Genomic DNA, 19,597 nt, shown 5'->3' with positions numbered 1-19,597 from the left:
ACATTGAGTCTGATGTTGAAAGACATTACTTTTAAATTCTGAGAAAAGCTCCATGCAAAAACAAATAGTAATAGAGCTGAAAATCTGAAATTCATTAGGGTTCTTATTTAAATTAAAGAACAAAAATAACGCTTCTGTTTCATAGAGAAGCATTGTTCGTGATATTTTTTAGATGTTAGATGTTAGATGTTAGATGTTAGATGTTAGATGTTAGCAAAATTAATTCATAATTCATAATTCATAATTCATAATTCATAATTCATAATTCATAATTCATAATTCATAATTCATAATTAATTGGATTTTTTTGCCTTGATCATTGCTTCCAAAGCATCCCACATTTCCTGTGGAATATCTTCAAGCATATTAAATTCACCTGCACCTTGAAGCCATTCCCCACCATCGATTGTAACGACTTCTCCATTCATATAAGCTGAATAATCTGAAACCAGATACGCTGCAAGGTTTGCCAATTCCTGATGTTCTCCTACTCTTCTCAACGGAACTTTTTTCCTCATATCAAATTTTTCCTGCAAATCTCCCGGAAGCAATCTGTCCCAAGCTCCTTTTGTAGGAAATGGTCCCGGAGCAATTGCATTAAAACGGATTCCGTATTTTGCCCACTCCACAGCTAAACTTCTTGTCATTGCCAAAACGCCTGCTTTTGCGCAAGCAGAGGGAACGACGTATGCAGAACCTGTCCAAGCGTAAGTTGTAACAATATTTAAAACCGTTCCGGGAGTTTTTGAATCAATCCAATGTTTTCCGATAGAAAGTGTGCAGTTTTTTGTTCCTTTTAAAACAATATCTAAAATAGAATCGAAAGCAGAATGCGTTAATCTTTCTGTGGGCGAAATAAAATTTCCTGCTGCATTATTTAATAAAATATCAATTTTTCCGAATTCTTTTAAAGTGGTTTCTTTCATAGCCTCAACCTCATCCCAATTTCTTACATCACAAGCTACACAAAGTACTTTTCCTCCTGTTTCGTTTTCCAGTTCTTTTGCAGTAACCTGAAGTTTTTCTAAATTTCTTGAAGTGATTACCACTTTTGCACCTAATTGCAGGAAATATTTGGTCATTGCTTTTCCAAGACCGCTTCCGCCTCCTGTAACAATAGCAACTTTATCTTTTAGAGCGTCTTCACGCAACATCGGTTGTGTATAAAGATTCATACGTTTTATTTTTTCTTAAAAATAATAAATATTAAAACGTTATCCCCGAAAATAGTTTGATAAATAATGCTACAAATAATTGTTTTTAGTAGATGAAAGAAAATAGATAAAAGATTTAAATGATTGTCTGCAATAGGCTATAATTAAAAACTCTTTGCTGTAATTATGATTATTTTTTACCACAACGTACACTAAGTTTATTCACAAAGCTCACAACTATTGTGTTCTTCGTGAAATCTTTGTGCGCTTCGTGGTTAAAACCTTGCTATGATAAATAACGGATATTCAAAAAGATTTACAATCAAACGTATAATCTATAAAATATACTATCTAATGTTTTTTAATGCTTAAATATCCAAATTAGTTTGAAAATCGCAAGACGAGAAGGTTTTAGATATTTATTGTATTTAAGGTGCAAAAAAACAGTCTGTCAATTATCTGACAGACTATTTTTTATATTGAACAAGATTAAATTAATTACTTAACAACCGTTCCTTTAAAAGAAAGTATTTTTGGATTTTGATTGTCACTCATCGTCACTGTAATTGATTTTGAAAATGGACCTTCCGCAGCAGCATTGTAACTTGCTTCCACAAATCCTGTTTTTCCCGGTAAAATTTTAGTCTTTGTATAATCAGCGGTTGTACATCCACATGATGGTGCCACTTTATCAATCATAATAGGCTGTGATGAAGTATTGGTGAACTCAAATCTGATGATTTTTGGTTTTCCTTGAGGAATTTTCCCCACGTCAATAGATTCTGCTTTCCATTTTGCAGCTTCTGCTACCTTTTTAACAATTGAAACCGGAGTTACCGGAAATACGTTTGCATAAAACGGAGAGAATGCCAAAACCGCAAGAAGTGCTGTAATTTTTAAATTTTTCATGTGTATAAAATTTTGTAGTTATGAAATCAAATAACAATTATTTTTTTGTTGTAACAAATGTAACACAGACTAAACGTGAAAGTTGTTAACCATTATCAAACATTTGTTAACGAGTTGTTAATGGTAAAAAAATTATAGATATTTTTGGATAATATTGCTTCTGAAAATGGAAATTAAAAAACTCAATATCATTATAAGCCTTGGATTGGTTGCTATCATCGGTATTTTGATAGCTCAACTTATGTGGACCAAACAAGCCTATAATCTTGAGGACAGAAAATTTAATCAGAAAGTAAACATCGCTTTGATGGAGGTTGTCGACAAAATGACTGAAGGAAAAGCATCTTTCACAGAAAATCCGGTACAGATTATTGCGAATGATTATTATGTTGTTAATATCAATAACGAATTTCATCCCGCCGTTCTTGAGCATTATCTGAAAACAGAATTTACGAGATTTCAAATCAATACAGATTATGTTTACGCTTTATACAATTGCCACAGCGACCAGATGATGTACGGAAAATACATGACCAGTCATCAGGAAGAGCCCAGTGAAAAGGTAATTCAGTTTCCGAAACATAAAAATCTTACGTATTATTTTTCAATCCGTTTCCCCGATAAAACAACTTACCTGATTAGCTCTTTACGTTTTTGGTATCTTCTGACTTTTGCGCTGATTATCATTCTTCTCGTTTACGTTTATTCCATTTACACAATTATTCAGCAGAAGAAATTTTCGGAACTGCAACGTGATTTTATCAACAACATGACCCATGAGTTTAAAACTCCTCTATCGTCAATTCTTTTAGCTTCAGAATCACTTAACAAGCAAGAAGTTGTACAAGAAAATCCTAAGTTAAAGACATATACATCGATTATTATCAATCAAAGTTTCAAACTGAATAATCATATTGAAAAAATACTGAATATTGCAAAAAATGATGCTTCAGGATTATCTTTAAAACCTCAGAAAATCATTTTAAAACCATTTATTGAAGAGATTGCAGAAACCATTCAACATAAAAATGAAAACATTTCAATCCAGATAAATATTGAAAATGATATTTCTATTTTAGCAGATGAATTTCACTTTACCAATATCGTTTATAACCTCTTAGACAACTCCATCAAGTACTGCGATACAAAGCCTGAAATTATGATTTCTTCGGTGAAAGATTCAAAAGGCTTATATTTAAAGTTTAAAGATAACGGAATGGGCATTCCTGCGAAAAACATCAATCATATTTTTGATAAATTTTACAGAGTCCCTGTCAATAATAGTGATGAAATTAACGGATTTGGATTGGGATTATTTTATGTAAAAAAAATCGTTCAGCAGCATAACTGGAAAATATCTGTTGAAAATAATACAGATAAAGGCATCACCATTACTCTGTTTTTTCCGTTTTAATTTAATTTGTGTAAATGATGGATAAATCTAAAATTCTATACGCAGAAGATGATGAAACCATAGCTTTTCTGATTCAGGACAGTTTGGAAAATTATCATGAAATAGAACATTGCTCAGACGGAAGATCAGCGTTTGAAGCGTTCAACACCAAAGATTTCGATATTTGTTTACTCGATATCATGATGCCCGAAATGAACGGTTTCGATTTAGCACAAAAAATAAGAGATAAAAACGCCGAAATTCCAATCATTTTTACTTCTGCTAAAGCTTTGAAAGAAGACCGAATTAAAGGGTTGAAAATCGGAGCAGACGATTATTTGGTGAAACCTTTCAGCATCGAAGAATTAATTTTAAAAATTGAAATTTTCCTGAAACGTTCTAAAAAAACGGAAACTTTTCCACAAAAATATAAAATTGGAAAGTACAATTTCGACCCTAAAAACTATACTTTAAACGATAATCAAAATACAATTACCCTTACCCAAAGAGAATCTGATCTCCTTTTGTATTTTATTCGTCATAAAAATACCGTTCTCAAAAGACAGGATATTTTAAAGGCAATTTGGGGCGATGATGATTATTTTATGGGGAGAAGTCTGGATGTTTTTATTTCAAGACTGAGGAAAGTTTTTGCCGAAGAGGATACCGTTTCGATAGAAAATATTCACGGAATTGGTTTTCGTTTTTCGGAGAAAGTTTAAAGGATTAATTTCACTAAAAAACTTAACCGCTCGCAGATTATTTTGATAAAGCAGATGAAAAAATCTGCCAAATCTCTTTAATCTGCGAGAGAAAATTGAAACATAAAGGAGATAAAACAAACTTTAGAAATTTCCGTAAAAAAATTATTTTTCTTGATGCCTCTTAACTTCATAAATAAGCTTAAGAGTTTAATATTGCATCATTAATATTCTATTGATAAACCTTTATCATTCATTTTAATTAAATTTACGATCCAAAATAATTTTCATGAAAAATCCGGCAACTATTACTTTTATACTTCTTTTATTTTTTGGTCTAAATCTTAACGCTCAAAAATTCGAGAAACTCGTTCAATATGTTAATCCGTTGATTGGAACTGAGAAAATGGGACACACTTATCCGGGAGCAACTGCGCCTTTTGGAGCTGTTCAATTAAGCCCGGAAACCGATACAATTTCCTACGAAATGAATGGAAAATACAATGGTGATGTTTACAAATATTGTGCGGGTTACAGATATGAAGACAAAACAATTGTAGGTTTTAGTTCAACCCATTTTAGCGGAACCGGACATTCTGATTTAGGAGATTTTTTAGTGATGCCGACTGTTGGAAAATTACAGCTAAATCCAGGAACAGCAACTCATCCAGAAAGTGGCTATAGAAGCAGATTTTCACATGCAAATGAAACCGCAGAAGCAGGATATTATAAAGTAAAGTTAGACGATCATAATATTTTAGCCGAATTAACTTCTACAACAAGAGTCGGTGTTCATCGTTATACTTTCCCAAAATCTGATCAGGCACACATTATTTTAGATTTAATGGCTGGAATTTATAATTACGATGGTAAAAATGTCTGGACTTATGTTCGTGTTGAAAACGGAAATACGATTACCGGTTATCGACAAACCAACGGTTGGGCAAGAACAAGAACGGTTTATTTTGCAATGAAATTTTCAAAGTCATTTAAATCTTACGGTCAGAAAAATTATGATGGAAAGCAGGTTTATGGTGGATTTTGGAGAAAATTTGATCAAACAAAAAACTTTCCGGAAATCGCAGGAAAAAATCTGAAAATGTATTTTGATTTCGACACGAATGAAAATGAAGTGATTGAAGTTAAGCTTGCAATTTCACCGGTAAGTCAAGCGAATGCTTTAGAAAACTTAGAAAAAGAAACAGGAAACTTATCTTTTGATCAAGTAAAAGCACAGACTCAGGAAAATTGGAATAAAGAACTCAATAAAATCGTCATTAAAGGTTCTGAAGCGGAGAAAACGAATTTTTATACGGCGATGTATCACACTTTTATCAATCCAACAACTTATATGGATGTGAATGGAGAGTATAAAGGTTTAGATCAAAACATTCACAAAGCGGAAGGTTTTACCAACTACACAACCTTCTCTATTTGGGATACCTATCGTGCACTTCATCCTTTCTTCAATATTATTCAGCCAAAAAGAAACGGTGACATGGTGAAATCGATGATGGCTCATTACGATCAATTTTCGATGAAAATGTTGCCGATTTGGTCGCATTATGCGAATGACAATTGGTGTATGAGCGGTTATCACAGCGTGAGTGTGGTTGCAGATGCGATTATTAAAGGAAATTATCATGGTGATGCAAAAGAAGCATTGAAAGCCTGTGTAGAAACCGCCAACAAAAGAGATTACGAAGGAATCGGACAATATATTGATTTGGGATATATTCCTGCCGAAAAGAATGGAACTTCAGTTTCCAACACCTTAGAATATGCTTACGATGATTGGGCAATTGCTCAGTTGGCAAAACATTTGGGTGAAACGGAAATTTACAATCAATTTATCAAGCGTTCTGAAAACTGGAAAAATAATTTTGATAAAACGGTTGGATTTATGCGTCCTCGTTTGGCGGATGGAAGTTTTAAGAAAGATTTTAACGCTTTGAGTACTCACGGGCAAGGTTTCATCGAAGGGAATTCGTGGAACTACAGTTTCTTTGTTCCACAAAATCCGGACGAATTAATTAAATTGATGGGTGGAAAGAAAAAATTTGCTTCAAAACTGGATGAATTGTTCACCATGCATTTACCAGACGAGTTTTTTGCAGACACAGAAGACATTACAAGAGAAGGAATCATCGGAGGTTATGTACATGGAAATGAGCCTGCGCATCATGTTGCTTATTTTTATAATTGGGCGGGACAACCTTGGAAAACTCAGGCGCAAATCAGACGAATTTTAGAGATGCAATATAAAGCAACTCCCGATGGATTGGGCGGAAATGACGATGCAGGACAAATGAGCGCTTGGTATATTTTGAGTTCGCTTGGTTTTTATCCTGTTGCTCCAGGTTCGGAAGATTATGCCATTGGAAGTCCGGCGATTGATCATGCTGTTTTGAATTTGGAAAACGGAAAAACTTTTGAAATTGAGGCGATCGATCAAAGTCCGAAAAATATTTATGTTCAAAAAATTCTATTGAATGGAAAGGAAATTAAAAACTTTACTTTGAAACATTCTGATATTATGAATGGAGGAAAATTGAGTTTTTATATGTCTTCTAAACCTCGAAAATAGTTTTGCTTAAACGCAAATTGCACTGATAAATTGCACTAATTTTCACAATTAGTTATATAAATTTGTCATTCTGGAAAAGTCTAAACCTAGATTATTTTTTAGAATGACATTTTTTATTTACCACAGATTTCACAAATTTTCACAAATGATTGCTTAATTCCTTTGTCATTCTGAATGGCGCAAATGCGCAATGAAGAATCTATTTTTTCATTTTAAATTATAGATTTCTCGTTCCTCGAAATGGCAAAAGCTGCTACGACTTTTCTCCCACTGATTTCACAGATTTTCACAGATGATTGTGTTATATCTTTTTAAAATAAAAGTCACAATCTGTAATTTGCATACGACAACCATGGTTTTGCATACATCCCGTTTCTAATTTCTGCTGAATTTTGTATCAATAAAAATCAACAATATGAAATTGAATCAGGTAAAATTAGGAAGTCAGGGATTAATTGTTCCGAATATTGGTTTGGGATGTATGGGAATGACGGGTTTTGGCGATGCAGATATGTATGGAAAAACCGATGAAAAAGAAGCCATCGCAACCATTCATCGCTCATTGGAATTGGGTGGGAATTTTCTGGACACTGCCGATTTATATGGTCCTTTTAAAAACGAACAATTAATTGCAAAAGCTATTGAAGGAAACCGCAATGAGTATATCATCGCAACAAAATTCGGATGGGAAATTGATGATAACGAACAGGTAACATGGAAAATCAATGGGACGAAAGATTATGTAAAAAAGTCGGTTGAGCGTTCGTTGAAAAATCTAAAAACCGATTATATCGATTTGTATTACATGCATCGTCTTGATAAAAATACCCCAATTGAAGAGACTGTCGGAGCAATGAGTGATTTGGTGAAGGAAGGTAAAATCGGATATATCGGTTTGTCGGAAGTATCTTCTGAAACAGTAAAAAGAGCTCATGCAATTCATCCGATTTCGGCAGTGCAAAGTGAGTTTTCTCTTTTTGAAAGAACCGTTGAAGAAAAAGGAGTCATCCAAACTTTGAACGAATTGGGAATTGGTTTTGTAGCGTATTCTCCTTTGGGAAGAGGATTTTTATCCGGAAACATCAAAACGATTAATGATTTGCCCGAAAATGATTTCAGAAGGAAAATTCCTCGTTTTCAAGGGGAACATTTTCAAAAAAACATCGAATTGGTGGAAGCGATTGAAAATATGGCGAAAGAAAAAAATATTACTTCCTCTCAATTGGCTTTGGCGTGGATCATAAGCAAAGGAATTCTACCTATTCCGGGAACAAAACGCAGAAAATATCTTGAGCAAAATATTGAATCTTCAAAGATTGAATTATCTGAAAATGAGCTTCAAAAATTAGAAAGTATTGTACCTTTGGGAACGGATACGGGTGCACCTTATGATGAATTCAGTATGGGACTTTTGGATTATTAATCTTTTTCTAAAATTAATTTATTTGTAGTTTGTCATTCTGAACGAAATGCAATGTAGTGAAGAATCTCCCCATTATTATATTTGTGAGATTCTTCCTTCGTCAGAATGACAGACTACTTAAAAACACAATACGATTGCGCCCCGGCTTGAACGGAGCTCTTTTTGTGGAGCGAAGCGGAGCAAAAAAGCGGGAGTGGAAGACGGAAAAAGGCGCCCTAAAAAAATAAAAAGTTATGAACACCATAAAATCTATTTCTGCTTTTCACAGATTGCTTTCGCTTCCTGAACCGAAACATCCGATGGTAAGTGTGATTAATCTTTCGGAAAGTGTTTTTATTGAAGATGAGGTGTGGAAGGGTTTTGTGAGTCGATATTACTGTGTTGCTCTGAAACGAAATGCCACCGGAAAAATAAAATACGGACAGCAACATTATGATTATGATAAAGGTGTTTTGAGTTTTACGGCACCGAATCAGGTTCAATATTTAGATTTGCAGACGATGGATTGTGAAAACACGGGTTATTTGTTGATTTTCCATGAAGATTTTCTGCTGAAACACTCGTTGGCAAAGACGATTTCTTCTTATGGATTTTTCTCGTATGCCGTGAATGAAGCTTTGCATTTGTCTGAAGATGAGGAGAATGATTTGCTTGAAATCATGAATAAAATTGATAAGGAATGTCTGCACATCGATCATCATACGCAGGAAATTATTTTGTCGCAGATTGAATTATTACTGAATTATTCGAAGCGTTTTTATGAGAGACAATTCATCACCCGAAAAAGTGGAACTCACCAGCTTTTAACGAAATTTGAAACTTTTCTGAATGGTTATTTTGACAAAGAATCTTCTGAAAAAGGACTTTTAACAGTTCATCAAATTGCAGAAGCGATGAATCTTTCGCCCAATTATTTAAGCGATCTTTTGCGCGTTCATACCGGACAAAACACACAGCAGCATATTCATGAAAAACTGATTAGTAAAGCTAAAGAAAAGCTTTCGACAACTGAACTTTCGGTGAGCGAAATTGCGTATGAATTGGGATTTGAGCATTCACAATCTTTTTCTACTTTATTTAAAAAGAAGACGAATATGTCGCCGTTGGAATTTAGGCAATCTTTTAATTAGATCTCTCCCAAAGATTCCTCAGATTTTTTCACAGAGGATTGTTTTTTTCTCTCGAAGATTTGGCTGATTATGCAATTTTTTCTGTTCAATGATCTGCAAAATTTGCTTGATTTGCGAGAGAAAATGATTTTTAATTAAAGCCTATTCTTATCAATCATCTTTGTAAATTATCTCCAACACGATCTTTTCTGATATTATTTCATGCTTTTTTGTCTCTGAAAACATTATTTTTTTTCTGCTTATTACCATTAAAAAATGCCTTCTCTGCTTTGAAGGCATTTTTCTTTTGCTGTACTCCATCTACTTAGCTAAAAAAAAAGATCATTGTGACTTTTATCACCGTTTCATAGATTCATATTTATCATTTTTGTTTTCATAATGATTTTTATTCAGTCTAAATAATCAATTGTTATAACCAGAACTTCTGTATTTTCTTTTTAAAATGAATAATTACGATATTAAATTAAAAACGATTCTGTCTTATTGTTCAGAAGAAAAATGCTCTCAAGCAAGCTTGAGTAAAAAATGTCTAGTTCACGAATTTCTAAAAGAGTCTGTTTCTGAAACAGAAAACCATTATGCTCAAAAATTTATCGAAGGACATTCAAAAAAACCTTTGTTTGTAAGCAATTGCAAATCTTTTATTAAAAATAAACTCAATAAATTTTTTGAAAATATTTTGCTTGAAGATGACACTGATAAGATGAAAAACTACTCGAGATTAAAAAAGAAAAAAAATGGTTCTTCTCTGCATCAACCTAAGCTGGAAGATTTCTGGAAATCGGTTTACACTATCAATGAAATTATGAATTTGCTTTCATTATTAAGGCTAAAATTAAAATCTGAAGATGAAATTCTGAATGAATATAATATCTCTGCAGAAGTTTTAAAAATATGGAAAAAACGTTACACCCCAGAAAATCACCCTGAAATAAAAATACCAACACATCTTACTATAAAAAAAGAATATTGCGCTGAAAACCAACTGAGTTTTAAGGAATTTCTACCAAAAACATTGCGTCATTTAAACAGCGCATAATTTTAGCACCACATTGTACAAAATGAATGATATGAAAGATTTTAAAGTAGCCGTTTTGAGCTTGAATAAGAATTATTCCAATTATTTTTACAATATTATCATCACCTATGAAAGCACTCAAATATTAATTAATAAAGAAAGAGAGTTAACATTACAGCCAAAAAAAATTATTTTTGTAAAAGAATTAATTGCAATCGATATCTTGAACGAAAAATCGACTGTAGTGCATATTGGGTTTAATGACTTTTTCACTCATGCGTTCTCCGAAACTATTAAAACAAGGTTTAATCTTCTCTTTACCGACCAGAATTTCATCGTAACAGATTTGTTGCAGGATCCTGTAGGTTTTCATCCAGACAGATTTAAAGATTATTCCGCAAAAAACCTAACCATATTGAGGCAATTTGTCGCCAACAAAGTGCAATCCCTTTTATTAGACGGATTGTACGAACATCATCAAAACTTGATTAAGTTTTCTTGATGATGTTTAATTTTAAATAGTAGAATTTGTTGCTAGTTTTTTTTAGGATTACAAAAACTAAGCTGCAAAAGGATTATTTAAAAATATAAAAACACATTGTATGTTACCATTTATTTCGAATTGTTTTTTTTAGAATTATCTTTTTTAGATGTTCCAAAAAAGTAATTCTATTAAAGGCTGAATATGTTTTCGACTAAATTTTTAATCGTTGCTTCAGCACCATTTTAAATTTGTTTTCATAGATTTTTTGAGAATTTTTAAAATGGAGCTTATTATTTAATAATACTTGAAATAAATTTAATGTACAGAAAAACTATTGTAAAAAAGTTTGGCTTTCTTGGAAAAGATTTTCTCCATGAGTTTGAATATAATGTTCTCATAAAAAACGTAGGTGCTAAAGACGAAATCATGAGAGAAGGTCAAAGAAACAGGTTTGTTCCTATTTTATCTAAAGGATCTCTAAAAGTATTTTCGCTGAATGACGGAAACGAATTTATACATTATTATGTAAAACCATGCGAAAGTTGTTCTATGACTTTTTCATCTATTTTCAGTAATTATATAAGCAGCGTTTATTCTGTGGCGGTAAAAGATTCTCAGCTTATATTAATCCCTGTGGAAAAATTGCACCAATGGCTTCTGAAATATCCTGAAATCAATAAAGTCTTTTATCTGGAATACAAAAACAGGCTTTCGGATATTGTTTCTAAAGTAAATAATGCAATGTATTATAAGCTTGATAAAAGAATTCTAAACTTTATTAAAGACCAGGTACAGGTTAATCACGGAAACCCTTTAAGGATAACCCATCAAGAAATTGCCAATAATCTGGGTACTTCCCGAGAAGTAGTGAGTCGCATTTTGAAAAATCTCGAAAACGACGGTGATATTCTAAAAACCAAAAACGGAATTTTGTATTTTGAAAAAAACAACGATTGGTAATTAATCGATTTAATTTTTTTGATATTTTAGCCTCTTAAGAGTGAGCAAAAGAATCTTCCCTAATATTTTTTTTGTGATTTCTTCCCCAGTCAGAAAGCGACATAATCACAGTTTTCAGCGTTCTGCTGTAATCGGTGGAAATATATTCTACAACAACCGGTGTTTTCTCGCTATGCACTACTCTTTTTACAAAACCGTTCAGTTCCAAATCTTTTAATTCATTAGAAAGTACTCTTGCAGAAATCCCGCCTATTGTTCTTTGCAGATCATTAAAACGGACATTTCCCAGTTCCTGTAAAACAATTATGATTTTCAGTTTCCATTTTCCTCCAATGACATAAATGGCATCTTCAACTGCAGAAAGGCTTTCTCCACATCTTCCTCTGCAAACAATCTCTTCACTTTCGATAGGGTTTTCCATAAAAATTAATTTTAAAACTAACTAAAAGGTTAGTACTAACCTTTTGTTTACTACTTACTTTTCATAAGTAAATGTACATAATTTTGCTGAAGAAATTTTTAATTATCAAAAAAATAAATATTTACCTATGAAAAACATACTTCATATTATTTCAAGTCCGAGAACAAAAGATTCGGCAAGCAGAACATTAGGAAATGCTATTGAAGAAAAACTTCAGGAAGCTTATCCTGAACATTCGATTACCACTTTAGATTTATTGAAAACACCTTTTCCGCATTTAGGTGAAGAACAGGTTGATGCATGGTTTATTCCTGTAGAAAATAGAACTCCCGAACAAAACGAAGCCGTAAAACGTTCAGATGATGCAATTGCACAATTGATGGCTTCGGATGTAATTGTTATTTCTGTTCCGATTTACAATTTTGGAATTCCTTCTGCTTTGAAAGCGTATATTGATCACATTGCGCGTGGCGGAATGACCTTTCAATATTCTGAAAATGGTTTTGAAGGATTGGTAAAAAATAAAAAAGCATACATCGCTGTTGCAAGCGGTTCTGTATTTTCTGAAGGCGATTACCAATCTTATGATTTTGTAGTTCCTTATCTGAAAAGCGTACTTGGCTTCATTGGAGTGACTGATGTGAGTGTTTTCCGGGCAGAAGGTTTAGGACTTCCGCATCTTCAGGAAACAGCTTTAGAAAAAGGAATTGAAAGTATTGTGATTGCTTAAATCAATTAATTGTTAGATAAATTCTCTCGCAGATTGAACTGATTAGGCAGATTTTTATTATCTGCGAAATTTGCTCAATCTGCGAGAGGTTTAAATTTTAGCTAAAGCCAAATCCATTTCCTTAATAAAAAAGCGAACTAAAGTCCGCTCCTATTGATATCTATTTTTCAACTTCAAAAAGCAAACGCTCTCCGAATTTTTTTTCATTGATATTTCCGTTTTCGTAAACCAGATTTCCATTAACAAAAGTATGGGTCACTTTAGAATGGAAACTCATCCCTTCCAACGGACTCCAACCGCATTTGTAAAGAATGTTTTCTTTTTCAACCGTCCAGTTTTGATTTAAATCCACCAAAACTAAATCTGCTTTATAACCTTCTTTAATGAAACCTCGCTTCTCAATTCTGAACAAAATCGCAGGATTATGAGCCATTTTTTCAACGATTTTCTCTAAAGAAATTTTTCCGTTTTTATAATTTTCAAGCATTACCAGCAAAGAATGCTGAACCAAAGGCGCTCCCGAAGGACATTTTGTGTATACATTTTGTTTTTCTTCCCAAGTGTGAGGTGCATGATCGGTTGCAATCACATCAATTCTGTCATCCAGCAAAGCTTCCCAAAGTGCGTCTTTGTCTTTTTGAGTTTTTACCGCAGGATTCCATTTGATTAATCCGCCTTTTGTATCGTAATCTTCATTAGTAAATGTCAAATGATGCACACAAACTTCTGCTGTGATTTTTTTATCTTTTAAAGGAATATCATTTCTGAAAAGTGCCATTTCTTTAGCAGTGGAAAGGTGAAAAACATGAAGCCTTGCCCCTGTTTTTTTTGCTAACTCAACTGCTTTTGATGAAGATTTATAACACGCTTCCTCGCTTCTGATCAAATGATGGAATTTCACAGGAATATCTTCACCATATTCATCCAAATATTTTTGAGTATTGGCTCTAATCGTAGCTTCATCTTCACAATGAACCGCAATCAACATTTTTGTATTGCTAAAAATATTTTCTAAAGTTTCAGGATTGTCAACCAACATATTTCCTGTGGAAGAACCTAAAAATAATTTAATTCCGGGAACATTTCTTGGGTTTGTTTTTAAAACTTCCTCCAAATTATCATTCGTTCCGCCCATCATAAAACCGTAATTGGCAAATGATTTCTGAGAAGCGATCTCGTATTTATCAGCTAATAATTCTTGCGTAACCGCATTTGGAACTGTGTTTGGCTGTTCGATAAAACTTGTAGTTCCTCCCGCAATCGCAGAGCGAGATTCAGATTCGATATCGCCTTTGTGCGTTAAACCTGGTTCACGAAAATGAACCTGATCATCGATTACTCCAGGCAAAAGATATTTTCCTTCAGCATCGATAATTTGGTCTGCTTCTTCAGAAATTTGAGAATCAATTTTAGAGATCAAATCGTTTTCAATCAGAATATCACTTTTGATAATTTTCCCTTCGTTGACGATTTGAGCATTTTTTATAAGAATTTTCATTTTTACTTTTTAGATATAAGATTGATATTGCACAAATTTAATATTTTCCAAAGTGATTTTTAAACATCAATCAGAAAATTATGAATTCTAATATTTACATTTGCATTTTAAAAACCTGAAATTGTATAAGAAACTATTTGGACAAACCGCTGTTTACGGGCTCAGTTCTGTATTGGTAAGAATCTTCCCTTTTCTTATTGCACCCATCGTAACAAAAGCTTTCGGACCTTCAGCTTCGTCACCTTTTGTGGATTGGTATTCTATTGCCGGAGTAATTACCGTTTTCCTGACTCACGGAATGGAAACTTCATTTTTCCGTTTTGCTCAGGAAGGCGATATTGATAAGAAAACTTTGGTTTCTACCTGTGCTCTAAGTATTTTAGGAACAGGCTTTATTTATTTAATTTTAGGCTATGTTTTCAGGCAGGATCTTGCCAATGCTTTTGAAACTCCGGATCAGGTCAATTATTTAATTATTTTCCTGTTCATTTTATCCTTCGATGCATTTTCTACAATTCCTTCGGCGGTTTTAAGGCTTGAAGGAAAACCCATTCAGTACATGCTTTCAAAGGTAATTGGTTCTTTAGCCTATTACTTTTTAGTTGTATTTTTCATTAAATGGCTTCCCAATTATCCTGACGGAATTTTAGGAATTAAATATAACCCTGAAATTGGTGTTGGTTATGTTTTCATCGCCAATTTGGTACAAAGTATTATCACTTTAGCGATTGTAGGAAAAGAATTTGTGAATTTCAGCTTTAAAAAGTTTGATTTTAAACTCTGGAAAAGAATCATGAATTATTCCTGGCCTGTAATGATTGCAGGATTGGCAGGAATTATCAATCAGACTTTAGACCGACAGTTTTTAAAATATTTACTTCCAAAAGAAGAAGCGAAGCATCAGATCGGAGTTTATGGTGCAGTTTATAAAATTGCAACTTTTATCACGGTTTTCAGACAGGCTTATCAATTAGGAATTGAACCTTACTTTTTCTCCAGCTTTAAAGACAAAAACAATCATAAAACCTATGCCGTTTTAATGGACATTTTTGTGATTTGCAACTGTTTAATTTACATCGGATTGATGGTAAATCTTCAATGGATCTCTGAAAAATATCTAAAGAACCCGCTTTATTACGAAGGAATCGAGATCATTCCGTTTGTAATGTTAGGCGCATTGTTTTTAGGAATTTATTTAAATTTATCAATCTGGTATAAACTTTCAGATCAGACAAGAGTTGGTTTGTACATCTCTTTAATTGGAGCTGCAATTACCATTTTTATCAACTTTACATTTATTCCAACCTACGGATATTGGGCAAGTGCTTTTGCGGCATTAATTACCTATACAAGTATGATGATTATTTCATACCTTTGGGGGAAATCACAATATCCAATTCATTATAATACATCCAAAATAGCGATTTATCTTTCCTTGTCTATTGCTATTTCGATGATTTCATTTTATTATTTCCGACACAATTATTTAATTGGAAACGGATTGTTTCTTTTCTTCATTGCATTTTTAGCATATAATGAAAGGACGATGATTAATAAAATTCTAAGAAGGGCTTAAACTAAATTTTATAAATAAAAAACAAACATTCATATATGAAAATTATTGTTCCAATGGCTGGAAAGGGCTCAAGATTGAGACCACATACTTTAACCGTTCCAAAACCATTGATCCCGATTGCAGGAAAACCAATCGTACAGAGATTAGTAGAAGATATTGCTAAAGTGGCAGGTGAAAAAATTGAAGAGGTAGCTTTTATTATCGGAGATTTTGGAACTGAAGTAGAAGAATCATTACTTAAAATAGCAGAAAAACTAGGCGCAAAAGGAACCATTTATCATCAGCTTGAACCTCTTGGAACTGCTCATTCGATAAAATGTGCTGAAGAATCTATGCAGGGAAATGTAGTGATTGCGTATGCAGATACTCTTTTCAGAGCAGATTTTACTTTAGATACAAATTCTGATGGCGTAATCTGGGTAAAAAAAGTAGAAGACCCGTCTGCTTTTGGTGTTGTAAAATTGGATGATTATGGCTTTATCACAGATTTCATCGAAAAACCTCAGACTTTTGTCTCAGATTTGGCGATTATTGGTATTTATTACTTTAATTCAGCTGAAAAATTGATGGCAGAAATTAACCATATCATGGATAATAATATTAAAGTAAGTGGTGAATATCAATTGACCACAGCTTTAGAAAACCTTCGTCAATCTGGCGCTAAATTTTCTTTAGGAAAAGTAGACGACTGGATGGATTGCGGAAACAAAAATGCTACTGTAGAAACCAATGGTAAGATATTAGAATACGAAAAAGATGAATTTACTGCATATCCTGAATCTGCCAATATTCAGAATTCTTTGATTATTCAGCCATGTTATATTGGTGAAGGAGTAGAAATTTCAAACTCAAAAATCGGTCCTTACGTTTCATTAGGTAAGGGAACAAAAGTAATCAACTCAAATATTGACAACTCGCTGATTCAAGAAAAAACAGTAATTGATCATGGAAATCTTTCAAACTCTATGATTGGAAGCTCTGCTCATTATTATGGAGTTGCCAGAGAAATTTCTTTGGGAGATTTTTCAGTTTTGGATTTTTTATCAAAATAAATTTAAATAAAATAACGTTGAGAGAACCACACAATAACATTTTGTGTGGTTTGGCGTTAATATTGCAAAAGGTTACTAAAAATCTGCAAATAAAATCGAAAAGATTACATTCGCTAAAAAACAATAAAACATCACATGAAAAACTGGGCTATCTTCCTGATTATTACACTGACTGTAGTTTCCTGCAAAAGCAGAAAAGCTCTTCATCAGAATTCTTCTGAGAACGACAGCATCCAGGTACAAAATTCAGATAAAAGTGATCCTAAAGATGCCAAAAACATTCAGGATCGTTTGACTTTTTATGAAAAAATATTGTTACATCCTAAGTTTGAACATGTAAAAATCAGCAGCAAAATTACAGCCAGTGATTTAAGAGTAAGTCCGCTTGATGCAACAATCTACATCGAAAGTGACAAAAAAATATGGTCTAATATTTCATTTTTAATTATTCCTGCGGCAAGAGCCATTATTACTCCGGAAGGTATTAAAGCAATGGATAAATACAATAAAAATTATATAGATTCAGATTTTGATTATCTCAATAACCTTTTGAATGTTAATTTTATTGATTATAAAACTTTAGAAAAACTCTTGATGGGGCGTACATTTATGCACATCACCAACAGTAATTCAAGAATTGTGAAAAACTCTGAAGGTTACCAGTTGACCTCCATTACAAACCAGAAGATCGTTACCGACGAAGTTACAAGAGAATACAAAGTAGAAATGCAGTACACCGAAGATTTCAATTTAAATTGGGTAAAATTGCAAGATGTAAAATCCAATGATGCTATTGAAATCGTATATGAAAACTGGGAGACCTTTCCGAATGAAGTGAAGCTACCAAAAAATGTTAAAATAATTATAAAAGGTTCTAAAACAAGCCAGATTTTATTGGAAAACACGAAATTTGACTTTTCGAGGATGGAAACACCTTATTCTGTTCCAGCCAATTATAAGAAAATTGATATTAAATGATTAAAAAAATTAGCTTTTTAATAGGCATTTTGCTGTTCGGTTTACAATATGGTCAACAAACCAAAGAACAATTGCAAAAGCAAAATGCTGATCTAAAAAAACAGATATCTCAGATAAATTCAGATTTGGCAAAAACAAGAAACGAATCTAAATTGTCTATCTCATATTTGAATAACGTTAATAAAAAATTAGCGCTTAGAGAAAAGGTTTATAATAATACGCAAAAAGAAAAAAGATTTATTGAAGATGAAATATATCTTCGTCAGCTGGAAATCAACAGACAAAACCGAGAGCTTGCTGTTTTAAGAAAAAACTATGCTCAAGTTTTGGTAAATGCTTATAAAAATAAAGGAGTACAAAATAAAGTAACCTTCATTCTTTCATCTAAAAGTTTGGGAGAAGCTTTACGAAGAGTACAATATTTAAAACAATATTCTGATTACCAAGATAAAAAAGCTGCTGAAATAACAACGGCTGCGGTTGCGCTTAAAAAGTCTATTGAGCAGAAAAAGAGATCAGCAAATGAAAAAGAAAATTTATTAGCCAATCAGAAAAAAGATTTAACTACTATTAGTGTTGAGCGTACTCAGAAAGAACAGTTGGTAACAGATTTCAAGAAAAATGAAACTAAACTTACTGCAGATCTTAGACAAAAGCAAGCTCAGTCTAAAGCTTTAGAAGGACAAATAAGAGCCATTATTGCTGAAGAAATAAGAATTGCAAAAGCTGAGGAAGAAAGCAGAAGAAAAGCAGAAGCAGAAAAAATCCGTTTGGCGAAACTAGCTGCAGACAGAGAAAAAGCAAGAATTGAAGCTGAAGCAAAAGCTCGTGCTGAAGCTTTGGAAAAAGAAAGAAAATTAGCCGAAGCCGAAGCAAAAAAAGCTGCAGATTTAGTAGCTAAAAGAGAAGAAGAAGAAAGAAAAAGAAATGAAGAGGCAGCAAGAAGCGAGGCTAGTGCAAAAGATGAAGCCCGAAAAATTGCTGCTAAAAAAGCATCTGAAGAAGCTACATTGCGAGCTAAAGAAGCCACAGCAAAACTAAACGCTGCGAAAGCTGCAGAAGAAGCTTTAGAAAAGAAAAAAGAAAGCGATAAAAAAGCGGCTGAAACAAAAGCAATGACCAATTATGGTGTATCTGCTCCAGCTGCGGGAAGTAATTTTGTTTCAAACAAAGGAAGAATTTCTATGCCGGCGCAAGGAACAATCACCCATAGATTCGGAAGACAGCAACATCCGGTCTTTAAATCGATTTGGGAAGAAAATAACGGTATTAAAATATCCGTGGCAAAAGGTACTTCTGCAAGAGCCGTTTTCCCGGGAGTAGTATCTCAGGTAATTCCTTCGGCAGATGGTACAAGAACGGTAATGATAAAACATGGTGATTATTTTACCATTTATTCAAATCTAAGCAGCACAACAGTTTCTAAGAACCAACAGGTTTCTGCAGGAACCGTAGTAGGCGCAGTTGCTCAGGATTTTGACGGTACTTACACACTTGATTTCCAGATATGGAATGGAAATAATGCAGTTGACCCTTTAGGTTGGGTTTCGTATTAAAAAAAGATTAACTTTGCAAAAATTTTA

Annotated in this window: 17 protein-coding genes; 13 read left to right on the top strand and 4 right to left on the bottom strand. The window is 33.1% G+C overall.

The genetic code is table 11. The annotated features are described in order from the left end of the window. Positions 1-293 precede the first annotated feature (293 nt). Complete coding sequence (locus OEW74_RS06265) at positions 294-1,175, bottom strand: SDR family oxidoreductase (protein WP_265427672.1); 882 nt, start codon at positions 1,173-1,175, stop codon at positions 294-296. 477 nt (positions 1,176-1,652) lie between these two features. Next, on the bottom strand, positions 1,653-2,063 hold the full coding sequence (locus OEW74_RS06260) for a DUF1573 domain-containing protein (protein WP_265427671.1): 411 nt from the start codon (positions 2,061-2,063) through the stop codon (positions 1,653-1,655). Between the two features lie 166 nt (positions 2,064-2,229). Here OEW74_RS06260 and OEW74_RS06255 point away from each other — a divergent pair, with 166 nt between their 5' ends. From OEW74_RS06255 to OEW74_RS06220, 8 genes are all read left to right on the top strand, one after another. Then, positions 2,230-3,477, top strand: coding sequence for a sensor histidine kinase (locus OEW74_RS06255; protein WP_265427670.1), 1,248 nt, complete (start codon positions 2,230-2,232; stop codon positions 3,475-3,477). 17 nt (positions 3,478-3,494) lie between these two features. Further along, complete coding sequence (locus tag OEW74_RS06250) at positions 3,495-4,178, top strand: response regulator transcription factor (protein ID WP_265427669.1); 684 nt, start codon at positions 3,495-3,497, stop codon at positions 4,176-4,178. A gap of 268 nt (positions 4,179-4,446) precedes the next feature. Beyond that, the gene (locus tag OEW74_RS06245) at positions 4,447-6,744 is read left to right on the top strand and encodes a GH92 family glycosyl hydrolase (protein ID WP_265427668.1); all 2,298 of its coding nucleotides are present in this window, start codon (positions 4,447-4,449) and stop codon (positions 6,742-6,744) included. A 415-nt stretch (positions 6,745-7,159) separates the two neighbouring features. Beyond that, on the top strand, positions 7,160-8,167 hold the full coding sequence (locus OEW74_RS06240; protein WP_265427667.1) for an aldo/keto reductase: 1,008 nt from the start codon (positions 7,160-7,162) through the stop codon (positions 8,165-8,167). A 233-nt stretch (positions 8,168-8,400) separates the two neighbouring features. Next, entirely contained in the window at positions 8,401-9,297 is an 897-nt protein-coding gene (locus OEW74_RS06235; protein ID WP_265427666.1) for a helix-turn-helix domain-containing protein, read from the top strand. 442 nt (positions 9,298-9,739) lie between these two features. Further along, on the top strand, positions 9,740-10,336 hold the full coding sequence (locus OEW74_RS06230) for a hypothetical protein (RefSeq protein ID WP_265427665.1): 597 nt from the start codon (positions 9,740-9,742) through the stop codon (positions 10,334-10,336). Between the two features lie 31 nt (positions 10,337-10,367). Then, positions 10,368-10,817, top strand: coding sequence for a hypothetical protein (locus OEW74_RS06225; protein ID WP_265427664.1), 450 nt, complete (start codon positions 10,368-10,370; stop codon positions 10,815-10,817). Positions 10,818-11,117: 300 nt separating this feature from the next. Beyond that, positions 11,118-11,759: a Crp/Fnr family transcriptional regulator gene (locus OEW74_RS06220; protein ID WP_204531019.1), complete on the top strand. Its 642-nt coding sequence runs from the start codon at positions 11,118-11,120 to the stop codon at positions 11,757-11,759. Positions 11,760-11,793: 34 nt separating this feature from the next. On the opposite strand, the gene OEW74_RS06215 is transcribed toward OEW74_RS06220, so the two are convergent. Next, positions 11,794-12,180: a winged helix-turn-helix transcriptional regulator gene (locus tag OEW74_RS06215; RefSeq protein WP_265427663.1), complete on the bottom strand. Its 387-nt coding sequence runs from the start codon at positions 12,178-12,180 to the stop codon at positions 11,794-11,796. A 127-nt stretch (positions 12,181-12,307) separates the two neighbouring features. Between OEW74_RS06215 and OEW74_RS06210 the strand changes: the two genes are divergently transcribed. Continuing rightward, on the top strand, positions 12,308-12,910 hold the full coding sequence (locus tag OEW74_RS06210; RefSeq protein WP_265427662.1) for an FMN-dependent NADH-azoreductase: 603 nt from the start codon (positions 12,308-12,310) through the stop codon (positions 12,908-12,910). A 160-nt stretch (positions 12,911-13,070) separates the two neighbouring features. On the opposite strand, the gene OEW74_RS06205 is transcribed toward OEW74_RS06210, so the two are convergent. Beyond that, positions 13,071-14,408, bottom strand: a complete 1,338-nt coding sequence (locus tag OEW74_RS06205) for a dihydroorotase (protein ID WP_265427661.1) — start codon at positions 14,406-14,408, stop codon at positions 13,071-13,073. Between the two features lie 121 nt (positions 14,409-14,529). Between OEW74_RS06205 and OEW74_RS06200 the strand changes: the two genes are divergently transcribed. The 4 genes from OEW74_RS06200 (at position 14,530) to OEW74_RS06185 (ending at position 19,570) form a co-directional block, all read left to right on the top strand. Continuing rightward, positions 14,530-15,984, top strand: coding sequence for a lipopolysaccharide biosynthesis protein (locus OEW74_RS06200; protein ID WP_265427660.1), 1,455 nt, complete (start codon positions 14,530-14,532; stop codon positions 15,982-15,984). 35 nt (positions 15,985-16,019) lie between these two features. Then, a complete protein-coding gene (locus OEW74_RS06195) occupies positions 16,020-17,036 on the top strand; it encodes a sugar nucleotidyltransferase (RefSeq protein WP_265427659.1) in 1,017 nt (338 codons plus the stop codon). A 135-nt stretch (positions 17,037-17,171) separates the two neighbouring features. After that, entirely contained in the window at positions 17,172-18,014 is an 843-nt protein-coding gene (locus tag OEW74_RS06190; protein ID WP_265427658.1) for a DUF4292 domain-containing protein, read from the top strand. Then, positions 18,011-19,570 carry a peptidoglycan DD-metalloendopeptidase family protein gene (locus OEW74_RS06185; RefSeq protein WP_265427657.1) on the top strand — a complete coding sequence of 520 codons (1,560 nt, stop codon included), beginning with the start codon at positions 18,011-18,013 and terminating at the stop codon, positions 19,568-19,570. The genes OEW74_RS06190 and OEW74_RS06185 overlap by 4 nt, the downstream gene beginning before the upstream one ends. Positions 19,571-19,597 lie beyond the last annotated feature (27 nt).

Source organism: Chryseobacterium sp. YIM B08800 (genome assembly GCF_026163565.1).
Lineage (GTDB): Bacteria > Bacteroidota > Bacteroidia > Flavobacteriales > Weeksellaceae > Chryseobacterium.
The sequence above is the reverse complement of the archived record's forward strand: the minus strand, read 5'-3'. Positions and strand labels throughout refer to the sequence as shown.